The sequence below is a fragment of the Catonella morbi ATCC 51271 genome, from assembly GCF_000160035.2.
Taxonomy (GTDB): Bacteria; Bacillota; Clostridia; order Lachnospirales; family Lachnospiraceae; genus Catonella; species Catonella morbi.
On sequence record NZ_KI535368.1, the window covers coordinates 761845 to 772742 of the forward strand.

General features: G+C 34.9%; 9 protein-coding genes and 1 pseudogene. 5 read left to right on the forward strand and 5 right to left on the reverse strand.

What is annotated here, in order from left to right:
- The first annotated feature begins 343 nt into the window (after window positions 1–343).
- The 3 genes from GCWU000282_RS10415 (at window position 344) to GCWU000282_RS10425 (ending at window position 3043) form a co-directional block, all read left to right on the forward strand.
- On the forward strand, window positions 344–922 hold the full coding sequence (locus GCWU000282_RS10415) for a hypothetical protein (RefSeq protein WP_023355082.1): 579 nt from the start codon (window positions 344–346) through the stop codon (window positions 920–922).
- 272 nt (window positions 923–1194) lie between these two features.
- Window positions 1195–1854 (forward strand): hypothetical protein, encoded by a 660-nt coding sequence (locus GCWU000282_RS10420; RefSeq protein WP_023355083.1) that lies wholly within the window; start codon window positions 1195–1197, stop codon window positions 1852–1854.
- Between the two features lie 481 nt (window positions 1855–2335).
- The gene (locus GCWU000282_RS10425) at window positions 2336–3043 is read left to right on the forward strand and encodes a hypothetical protein (RefSeq protein WP_035040500.1); all 708 of its coding nucleotides are present in this window, start codon (window positions 2336–2338) and stop codon (window positions 3041–3043) included.
- A 248-nt stretch (window positions 3044–3291) separates the two neighbouring features.
- On the opposite strand, the gene GCWU000282_RS10430 is transcribed toward GCWU000282_RS10425, so the two are convergent.
- Window positions 3292–4098 (reverse strand): class I SAM-dependent methyltransferase, encoded by an 807-nt coding sequence (locus GCWU000282_RS10430; RefSeq protein WP_023355085.1) that lies wholly within the window; start codon window positions 4096–4098, stop codon window positions 3292–3294.
- A gap of 163 nt (window positions 4099–4261) precedes the next feature.
- Between GCWU000282_RS10430 and GCWU000282_RS10435 the strand changes: the two genes are divergently transcribed.
- The gene (locus GCWU000282_RS10435) at window positions 4262–5722 is read left to right on the forward strand and encodes a DDE-type integrase/transposase/recombinase (RefSeq protein WP_023355086.1); all 1461 of its coding nucleotides are present in this window, start codon (window positions 4262–4264) and stop codon (window positions 5720–5722) included.
- 368 nt (window positions 5723–6090) lie between these two features.
- Here the strand turns inward: GCWU000282_RS10435 and GCWU000282_RS10440 are convergent, their stop codons facing one another.
- From GCWU000282_RS10440 to GCWU000282_RS10450, 3 genes are all read right to left on the reverse strand, one after another.
- Entirely contained in the window at window positions 6091–7401 is a 1311-nt protein-coding gene (locus GCWU000282_RS10440; protein ID WP_023355087.1) for a sensor histidine kinase, read from the reverse strand.
- A 3-nt stretch (window positions 7402–7404) separates the two neighbouring features.
- Complete coding sequence (locus tag GCWU000282_RS10445; protein ID WP_023355088.1) at window positions 7405–7815, reverse strand: LytR/AlgR family response regulator transcription factor; 411 nt, start codon at window positions 7813–7815, stop codon at window positions 7405–7407.
- A gap of 548 nt (window positions 7816–8363) precedes the next feature.
- Window positions 8364–8972: a hypothetical protein gene (locus GCWU000282_RS10450; RefSeq protein ID WP_023355089.1), complete on the reverse strand. Its 609-nt coding sequence runs from the start codon at window positions 8970–8972 to the stop codon at window positions 8364–8366.
- Between the two features lie 269 nt (window positions 8973–9241).
- On the opposite strand from GCWU000282_RS10450, the pseudogene GCWU000282_RS17700 reads away from it, so the two are divergent.
- Window positions 9242–9622: pseudogene (locus GCWU000282_RS17700) on the forward strand (transposase); the annotation flags it as partial.
- Window positions 9623–9939: 317 nt separating this feature from the next.
- Here the strand turns inward: GCWU000282_RS17700 and GCWU000282_RS10460 are convergent.
- Window positions 9940–10575 (reverse strand): hypothetical protein, encoded by a 636-nt coding sequence (locus GCWU000282_RS10460; protein ID WP_023355091.1) that lies wholly within the window; start codon window positions 10573–10575, stop codon window positions 9940–9942.
- Window positions 10576–10898: the final 323 nt, after the last annotated feature.

Below are 10898 nucleotides of genomic sequence, written 5' to 3' on the forward strand. Positions count from 1 at the left end.
CCAAAATTCCCTTTCAAGCTTGAAATATGTCTGTTTTGGGTATATTTACTAAATATTATGATGTGGGTGTCAAAAGTATTTGACAGCCATTGATACAGGATTGCTACAGCTTCGCTTCTCAGGGTCCTTGCAAAAATATTCGTAATCCGCTCATTTTTTTACAAAAAATGGTTGCTTACTCATATTTTTTGCGTGTCAAAAGATAATAAATTCTTTTGCAAGCAAGCTTGCACAGAATTTTTATACTTTTGACACTTGTATCATATTATATTTGAAAAATTGGGCTAACCGCTATATAATTGTACATATAGACTAGGCTTAACTTTTATGGGGAGAGTGAATAATGACTGATAATAATAGTTTTATACAAACAGTGAAATCGGCGGAGATACCGTGGCACAGGCTTACTACAGCCTATGGAAGAGCCACCGGTTTCCCAGAATATTTTGATGTTTTATCTAAAATGGAAGACCTTGAAGCAATAAATAATGCAGGCGAAGAAGTAGCCATTAATATAGAACATCAGTCTACTTTGTGGCATTCAACACCTTTTGCCCTCATTTTCCTTTGCCGGATATTTAAGCAGGCTTTGGACAGAAGGAAGCAGAACAATATAGCCGACTATCTTGTAAATGAGCTGCTTGAGCTTTTTATAGAAATTGCAGAAGCAATAAATGGGGTAGAGAAGTTTGAACACGCAGACCGGCTGCCGTATTTTTCAGATTTGCTTAAAGAAGAATATCTGTGGTCTGAAGAATATGACGAAGAGGCAGATGAACTTCGTTATGAAAGCGATGAGGTATTTCCCGATGACTTATTTTACAGCTTTTATTATTACTCTCATCAGGTTCTTCTGTTATGTAAGCCTATGCTGCTAGGCTTGGATTATGAAAGAGCTAAAAAACTGTATGAGTTACTGTAAAATCGGAGCTTTATAATTTATCCCAAATTATTCACGAAGCATCTTAGGAAACACATAATCAAGCCGAAGGTTTGAAATTATGTGTTTTAGAAGATGTTTGGTAATATCACCCCATAGTCACAGACCGAAATCTGTTTATCCTACTGTACTAAAAAGAATAAGAGTTCTGTGATCTATGGCGTGAATAATTGGGGTTTATAGTACAAGTGTCAACAGAATTTATTATCTTTTGGAACCTATATCATTTTATATACATAAAAAGGGGGTATTATATGAGAAAATTATGTAGTAAAATTTTAGTTTTTACATTGGTAGCAGGAAGCCTTTTGCCGGTGATGCAGCCAAAGGCGGCTGAGAGCAGAGTCCAAAATGACAAGGCTTTTGCTCCGACTGTGTGTCATTCACACAAATACTTAGCAAGTAAGAAATCACAATCCGGTCTCAAGCTTAACAAGCTGTTTATTGAAGACCTTTCTCTTAACTATGGTGAAATAAGGGATAAATGTGATGAGGAATTAACTCCTGAGCATGTCGGTCATGGTGAGTATTGTACTGAAATCCCATATTCTTACAACGTCAGATATTATTTTGATACCTACGATCCTGATTTAAACTACGAACTTAAGGATACTTCGCCTTGTATAAGAGTTGAAGGTGCACTTAACGAAATCCTTTCCGGATTTAAGGCAGGTTCAACTAAAAGAATGTCGGTAAAGAGCTTTATAAAATTACTTAAGAAAAACAACTATAATGTTAAGTACAAATACCGCAAGGGTGAGCTCAACAGTTATTATGTGGCTGAAGAGTTTGAAGAAGTCACATTTAAAACAAAGAAGTCGAGCAAAGTTACCTATTGCCTGCATATAGGAGTCAGCAGCAAGGATAAGAGTGTATCTCCATATAGCATTACCTGGCTGTTTGTTAAAAAATAATCAAAGCATATTATAGCAAATTGAAGTTAAGCAGGTATAAGGAAGTGTGTACTATAAGATAAATATTGTATAGTACGAGGCTGTCGCAATAAGTAAAAGTACAGCAAGATATAGGAAATTTGTCATCAAATTATATCTGTATTTTGTGTATCTCATTCTTAATGCGACAGCCTTTTTTTAGTTAAAAGGGGAGCATTGGCAATTACTATCGTGTACTTGTACCCGGGTGCGAGTTTAATTTGTGGGGGTTAAAATTATAAGTTTAATAAAAGTAGTAAATACGCATTTATTTTAAAAGTGATTCTTGAATACATAGATTCATAATACTATAGTGGAAGCAATCGGAGTTGAGGATTTTTTACTGGATGAAACGGTGATGGCTATGTAGAAATATCGGTATTAAATTTAATTTAAATGCGTATTTATGAGATATTTTTAAATGCATTTCGGTTTTAAACATAAAGCTGAGGAGGAAAAACTCTTGAAAATAAAATGTGTATGGGAGCATAACGGAAATGATAGCTTGATTTATTCCTGTAATTTAATCGGTGCGTTTACCAGAGGAGTGTCAAAAGAAGATGCTTTGAAAAAAATGGAGAGCGAAATTATTTCATACTGTGCATGGGCAGGGCAGTCTGTTACGCTTCCGTTGGATATTATAATTACGCAAGAAAAGGTGTCTGAACTAAATATTCGGGATGCTGACAGCGATGTGATTTTTGATTCAGAACGAACCGGATTAACAATCAGTGAATATAATAGGTTAAAAGAGCTTGCACTAAAATCAGCGGCTGATTTCTATAGGTTATATGATTCATTTCCTGATAAAAACAAGTCCTGTTTACCGGAGAGAGATACATTTTATGGCAAGATACCCCGCACAGCTGAGGCGATGTATCAGCATACAAAAAATGTCAACTCTTACTATTGGGGAGAAATTGGAGTAGAGGTAGGTAACGAAGGAACAATTTTAGAAAACCGAACACAAGGCTTTGAAATATTAGAAAAAAACGTAAACTTCCTTGAAGCGAATGTCCTTGAAGGAAGTTATGGAGAACTATGGTCATTATCTAAGGTATTGAGAAGATTTATCTGGCATGACAGAATCCATGCCAAAGCTATGTATAGAATGGGAATAAAAACATTCGGCATAGAGCAAATTCCTAATATCTTTAATTTTGAAATATAAAAGCATAATATTATTTTGGTTACTTAGTCATTTAAAGTTTTTAATTAAATGTATTTTTACTGCATGCTGAAAAATATAATATACCGAAATGAAACTAAAGAATTACCTAACTACGGGAAAAATAATAATTACCACTAAAAACCCGGCTGTCACATTAAGGAAATTTATCGGGAAATATAGAGTTATTCTCCTAACAGATCTCTATATTTATACTTTTTTAATGTGACAGCCATTATATTTTTAACAAATCAGAATTTCAAATGCAGAATTTTTACCTGTTTCTTACTCTCCGCCACCTTCATGGAAATTGTTGTAATCAACTTCAGTTTATTCTTCAAGATTTTAAGTGCATCCGGGAAAAATGTCCTTTCTTCCAGTAAAACGGCTCCGCATTTATCCGCAAACTCCCTGCTATCATCTATACCAAAATACATTAGGGCAGTTTTATTGCCGGTACGCTTAATAAACCAGTTGGTAAATATCAGCCCGCTTTTACTGGTTGCATCAAATATCATTTCTCCCTTTGCAAATTTTTCCTTACAGCCTTTTATAAACGTTATAACATCTTCTTCGTGAAAATATTGAAATACACCTGATACAATTAACAAGGTCGGCAATCCGGTATCTATTTCATTTACCCATAGGAACTTAAACATATCGCCCCCAATCAGGGTTTCCTGCTCACGCTCACCGAATACCTTTTTACGAGCCTCTATAACCTCAGGTAAATCCACCTCATACCAGTTTACTTTTTTATCAATGAATTTACTATGCATACGGTCATAGGCAGTTTCAAGCCCCGCCCCAAGATATACAATATTGCAGGTATCATGGGTATTTACAAAGTTTTTAACCATTTCATCCATATTGTAATATCTGGCTACTGATGCCATATTGCTATACTGCGAGGCCCCTTTGGCGGCATTTTCAGGCAGATAAGCTTCAAGCTCAAGTGCTTTTTCATCCTTAAAATACTCCGGAAATTCCTTTGATACGGCTATTCTTGCCACCAGCGGAACAAATAAGGTATTGGCTACTCCTTCAAATTTTTTCATACACTGCCACCCCCTGTATTAAAAGGTAGTGTCAAAAGACACCCCTTGTTTTCTTATAAAACCTTTATTTTCAGGGGTTTTGCAAATAAAAAAGCAATTCCCCCCTTTTTAAGGTATAATGTTAATCGCCAAACCAACATAACCACAAAGGAGTTAATTGCTCATGAACATTATACTTTATTTACTTCAAATCATTCAATACCAATATAAAATAATTTGCCAACTTTTTAATTTCATCTGTAGATATATTCCACTCAAGCAGTGGGCTTTCGATGATTCTCACTCTCCGAAGTACCAAAAATTTAAGGTTGATGAACTCCCTAGAATCATATCCTACGAACAGGACTGGAAGTGGAATGATCTTATTCCTTACTACGAAAAACGCTATGGTAAAACCATTAAACCTACATTTCGTAGAGTTGAATGTGACATCCCTGAGGAGTGCACATGCCCTATCTGTAATGCACCACAACCTTATCTCACTTGGAATGATGGCAAGAAAAAATCACAGATTCGTTGCAAGGTCTGTCTTAATCTCCACTCTCCATCTGAAGATAACCGATTCTCTAAGACTCATAAGCTTCGTTGCCCTCATTGTTCTCATATCCTTGAGCCTTTAAAGAATCGTAAACACTTTATCATTCATAAATGTAAGAATCCCAAGTGTTCTTACTACCTCCACAATCTCAGAAAGGTAAAAAAAGAACATCTACAAGAAGACAAGTATAAATATAAGCTCCACTACATCTATCGTGAATTCCAGATAGATTTCTTTAGGATGGACTTAAACAGCTTACCTAAAAACGCTTCATCACTTAAGTTCTCCAAGTTCGACCAACATGTAATGGGACTCTGTCTTTCCTACAAAGTCAACCTTGGTCTGTCACTACGAAAAACAGCTCATGCATTACACGAAATTCATGGAATTAAAATATCCCATCAACAGGTGGCTAACTATCTTAAAACAGCCGCCGTTTGTGTTAAACCTTTCGTTGATAACTATGATTATCAAGTCGGCTCCGTTTTTACTGCTGATGAAACCTACATTAAGATTCGTGGAATTAAAGGCTATATCTGGTTCATCATGGATGCCGCCAAACGTTCCATCATCGGTTACCAGATATCCGACAATCGTGGTGTTGGACCTTGTATCATGTCAATGCGTATAGCATTCAAACACTTAAAAGAGTTACCTAAAAACTTCAAATTTATCGCCGATGGATACAGTGCATATCCTCTTGCTGCACAACAGTTCTTTATTCAATCCAAAGGTAAAATAAACTTTGATATCACCCAGGTTATTGGACTTACCAACAACGATGCTGTGTCCAAAGCATTCCGCCCTTATAAGCAGATGATTGAGAGACTCAACCGAACTTATAAACAGTCTTACAGACCATCCAACGGCTTTGATAACATCGACGGTGCCAACTATGACCTATCTCTTTGGGTTGCCTACTACAACTTCCTTCGCCCACATAAACATGCTGGCTATAAAGTTTTAAACAAAGTAGACAAACTCGAAGGTGCTTCTAACATGCCTGGTAAATGGCAACTACTAATCTTCCTAGGGCAACAACGAATACTAAAAATGCAACAAGCCAAAGGCTCTAACTGTTCTTAGATTCTGAGCCAGAGGTAAGAAAACAGCCACCGCGCAAGCGGCTTGCCCTTGATGGCTCATAAAAGAACTGCTACACTGCTGTAAGCGACGGAGAAGTACTAACTGTTCTCATCATCTTCGCCGTCGGTAACGACCTTCCAGCAGTTCTTGTTGTGCTGTCAAGGGTGGCGTGCTGTTAACACAACCTAAAATATCTACAGTTTTCAAGGTGCAAAAGTGCTTTTTTTCTTACTAACGTTTTTTCATATGTCAGTTGACACTATCTATTAAGTTAAGTATAGCAACCTTTATTAGGAAAACAATACCTATTGCAGAAATCGCCCTTATTTTGCAGAAAACGGCAAAAAAAGTGACTTGCAACTTACAAATCACTTTTCTGCTCTATATATTAGTATTGAAAAATAGAATTCTTCTTTATCATTTTGTATGGTGTATGAACCTTGATATTTTTCTATGACATCTATAATATTCTTTATTCCAATTCCATGTTCATCATTATCATATATTTTTGAAGTTTGTATCTCTCCATCCCTAATCTCCAGCTTACCATTATAAGTGTTTTTAACAGATACAATAATATTATCTCCCTCTTGAACAAACTTCAATTTTATAACTTTTTTGCCTGAACATTTTTCACACGCCTCTATCGCATTGCTTAAAAGATTAGATAAAATAAGAACAATGTCTTCATCAGATATATTTATTTTTGATAAGTCATTAAGCTGAAAGATAAATATGATGCCTTTTTCTAATGTTTCTCTATATTTACTGTTTAATATAGCATCTACAATCACATTATTTGTCTTAATATAATCCGGCTCTGTACTTAGATGTCCGCTCATATTTTTTATGTAGTTCTTAAGTTCCTCATAATTTCCGGCATTTATCAGCGATTCAATGCACAGAATCCGGTTTTTATATTCATGTGTTATTTTACGCTGCTTAACAAAATTTTCAGAAACAGAGCGATACATATCTGTTTGATTCTTAGCTCTCAGTCGAAAAAGTTCACTTTCCCTTACTCTTATTTCACGCTTTAATATATCATTAATCATATAAAACACAAGCAGATTCATGCCTGTCAAACACAAGGATATAACTAAAAATACATTGTTTTGCCGCTGATTCTCAATACTTCCGGAGGTAATAATCAATGCAATAATGGTAAAGATTGTAAATATCGGAAAGAACATAAACCTAAGAAAGTCTACATTGCTTAAAGCATCTGCCGTCTTATCTCCTATTCTCTTTCTGATTAACACAACTATTAAAAATAAAATTATTTTTGCTAACACTACTATCATACTTGCCCCAATTAAGTATGACTTGTTTATATCTGCAATGCTCTTAAACAGTGATATGTTTACCCAAAAGGTCAGGTAATCTATAGAAAGCAGTAACCCCTGAAATAATAAAGATAAAACTATAGATTTAATTAATTGGACTTTAACGTATACACTCATAAACAATGCAATCATTGCAATTATCAATATCTGTTTTAAAATAAACTTGTTATGAAAAGTTAAAACAACTAAATAACAGCATATAATTGTACAAAAAATAATAGCACAGTTCTGCCAATTGCTATCACGCCTTTTCTTTCCAAAACTTTCGAAAAATATTTTACAACATATTATTTCCAATGCTGCAAGCATAATACCTTGTATATAACTTAACATAAGCTATATTTCTCCTTTGTAGGAAACAAACTTTTCTTTGACAAACTTGTATCTGTCTTTTGAAATTTTTAACTTGATACCGTTATTCAACACCGCTTCATACCTATATATACTCACTATATGTTTCATATTAATCAGATAACTTTGGTGTATTCGCAAGAAAGCTTTATCTTCCAGTTCTTTTTCAAATTCATCCAATTTTCCATATAGCGAGTATGTATTTAGCTTATCTTCCATGATATGGAAATTCAGCTTATGCAGCTTGCTCTCAATATACAACAATAATTCTAACGAAATATTTTTTACACCTTCACTAAACTTAAATTCTTTCTTTTTTACAGAATAGTTCATTTTTTTGCTTATTGTATCAATACACTCAAATATTAATTCTGCGAATTTTTCATTATTCTTCAAAATATACCTTATGGCATTTACGCTATATCCCTCTACTGCATAGCTAATAAATGCTGTTACAAAAACTATAAAATAATCAAATTGTCCATTGCTTCGCTTTCGGTAGGATCGGCTTTCATTCCACCGGTCTGTATCCTTACTCCTAATTCACCCTTTTCCCTATGCATGTTAATTTCTTTGAAAATAATTTCTCTGCCAAATCTTCCTTTGTCATTCCTCTTTTATTTCCTATGATAGCGGTAGTGCTGAACTCACTTAGATGAACTTTATCGTTTAGGAATATGTTTCGCTAATGGTTAAGCTTACAGTATATAAAGTTGAGTACGTACTGTATGCTTCAGTTGCTTTAATGTTGTACTCCTAAAGCAGTTGCTGAATAATGTTTCTTTTACCTTCAGTCATTACAACTTTATGGGCAAGTTTTTTCTTTTAGCATAATAAAAGGTCTTCTATGATTTATATTTCATCATAGAAGACTAATTGCTTAATAGCTATTTACTGAAAAAGCTTCACATACTCATTTTATTATTTATCCGGATAAGTCTTTTTCATCGTTTGATTTCAATGCTCTTTGCCACACTTTCCAATTGCTCATCAGTTATTCTTTCTTGATTAAACTCAAAAGCGACATAAACTGACATATCCTTGTTATAAGAAACGATTCCTTTATTACGCTTTTCTTTTCCATCATTTACTGCTGCCGAATAATACACATCTGTAACAGCAGTAACTCCGGTTTTGGTTTCATTCATTACTTTGTAAGTTTCCCTAACATCAAACTGATAATCATTTCCCAAGGCTATCTGATTATAAATGGCTGCCGGCTCATTCTCTGCACCTTTGTAAACTTCATATTTATTATAGCCTGCAACGCCGACCAAAACCTTATCTTCATTTAAGATATTATACTTAGAGAATACAGATAACAGCTTAAATTTATCTTCTGAAACTTCCTGCTTTTTTACACTCCAGCCATCAGGGAGAGTTAATGAGAGTGAAAATGGCTCTACAGCATATACCTGGGCATTAAACTCTGTTTTTGCATAATCATCAGCAGGGAATGTAAGTGTAGCAACGTTACTTCCTGATGAACGACCACATGATATGACAAAAACCACTGTAATAAGTATGAGTAATAAATTGATTGATTTTTTCATAATATTCCTTTACTTTCCAATTTTAACCATTCCTACGCTTGGATTATCAAATGAAGAAAAACGGTGATTCCTGATGCATTGGCAACTTTAATAGTTTTAGGAACACTACCCGGTAAAGTTTTGAAATTTTTTGAAATAAATTTTTTGTTTTCATATTGATTGCTCCTATATAATCTAATATTGACTTTAAGTATAGCACCCTTTATTAGGAAAACAATATCTATTGCAGAAATCGCCCTTATTTTGCAGAAAACGGTAACAAAGAGGATGATACTGTTACGTTCCATTATAACCGACATGAAGATAACAAATATGTAGAAAGAACACTTCCAGCTATTGAATTTATCAAACTACCGATGTAGCATATACCTGAAAAATATTTCAAAATGATTCGCTGCTATGGTATTTATGCGAGGCAGCGTAAAATTGATAAAAATCTCCACAGACTGCGCACTCCTGAACAGCGTCGTATATTTGCAACATTTACACACTGGCGTGAGGCGATTCTCCTTACCTTTGGATATGATCCTATTCAATGTCCTAACTGTAAGGAAACAATGGAAATTTTAGAAATTTACCATAACCATCACCGGGTTTCTCTTTGCATAGCAAAAAAGCGTAGGAAGCTACCAAACACAAATAAACTATAGATAAGCCAATCCCACTAATCTCCATAACACAAAAGGGGAGTCGATTTCTATCGGCTCTCCTTTTGTGTGCTTGTCTCATTTATTAAGGTGCTCTTGTAAAAGAAATATAGCGCGGATCACAATACAAATAAGCGCAATGAGCGTCAAAACACTTGAAACAACCAATATGGTGTGCGTTTTGTTGTACAATGCATCATCGGTGATTCCCCTCGCTATCATTTTGGAAGTAATCAAAGTAGAACATCCTGCAACAATCAAGACGCAGACCGGAATAATAGTAAACAACTTATTCTTCATAGTATTGTTCATGTCAGTACTTAATTATAGATATTACTTACCTTAGTTGTGTGACTGTGACTTTCAGAGTATGTTACAGGATTTGCCCCCGTTGCTTCTGTCCATATTTGGAATTGCAATGTCATATTAACAGTAAGGGAAGTAGGTCGTGTGGAAGGCGATAATGTATGAGTTGCACTTGTAAAAGTCAATATACCTGATGTCGCCCATGTATAAAACAGAAATCCTTTATATGCGCTTACAGTACAACTAACACTTTTAAAATACCAGCCCGTTCCGCTTGGCATCGGCGATATTTTATAATTTACAGTATAATTCCACGTTACGCTAGGGGTTCCTGTATCTAAACGCGCCGAGGTGAAAGTTCCTGTTACATCACCTGCCCTCGTGGTAACAACATTTTGTGACTTTGCTAAAAGTTCATCGACTGAAATTGTATCGCACCCAGCAGAAAAAGATTTGGGCCCATTTTGAATATAGTCAACTATTTCAGCATTGTTGGAAAAATCACTATATTTAGGTGCTTTTGGTAAAGCTTCACGATATTGTGTGTTTGAGCCCGAAACTTCTATCGTTTGAGTGGATATTACTTCTGAAATTTGTTCGACGGAGTTGCTTTCATTGTCTGCTGCAAAAGCAACGGTTGGGAAAACCATTACAGCCACAAGAAGAACAGACAAAATTTTTGATATTTTTTTGCCATAAGCGGAATCCTCCTTTAATGTATGGTAGTGTCAAAAGACACCCCTTGTTTTCTTATAAAACCTTTATTTTCAGGGGTTTTGCAAATAAAAAAGCAATTCCCCCCTTTTTAAGGTATAATGTTAATCGCCAAACCAACATAACCACAAAGGAGTTAATTGCTCATGAACATTATACTTTATTTACTTCAAATCATTCAATACCAATATAAAATAATTTGCCAACTTTTTAATTTCAGTTGGAACCGAAAGGGTTTGAATCCCGGGTTTTTTAAAAA

What these genes read in the sequence shown, in the direction of transcription:
- GCWU000282_RS10430 (WP_023355085.1), bottom strand. Translation starts at nt 4,098, where the DNA reads ATGAAAAAATTTGAAGGAGTAGCCAATACCTTATTTGTTCCGCTGGTG.
- GCWU000282_RS10415 (WP_023355082.1), top strand. Translation starts at nt 344, where the DNA reads ATGACTGATAATAATAGTTTTATACAAACAGTGAAATCGGCGGAGATA.
- GCWU000282_RS10460 (WP_023355091.1), bottom strand. Translation starts at nt 10,575, where the DNA reads ATGGTTTTCCCAACCGTTGCTTTTGCAGCAGACAATGAAAGCAACTCC.
- GCWU000282_RS10440 (WP_023355087.1), bottom strand. Translation starts at nt 7,401, where the DNA reads ATGTTAAGTTATATACAAGGTATTATGCTTGCAGCATTGGAAATAATA.
- GCWU000282_RS10450 (WP_023355089.1), bottom strand. Translation starts at nt 8,972, where the DNA reads ATGAAAAAATCAATCAATTTATTACTCATACTTATTACAGTGGTTTTT.
- GCWU000282_RS10435 (WP_023355086.1), top strand. Translation starts at nt 4,262, where the DNA reads ATGAACATTATACTTTATTTACTTCAAATCATTCAATACCAATATAAA.
- GCWU000282_RS10420 (WP_023355083.1), top strand. Translation starts at nt 1,195, where the DNA reads ATGAGAAAATTATGTAGTAAAATTTTAGTTTTTACATTGGTAGCAGGA.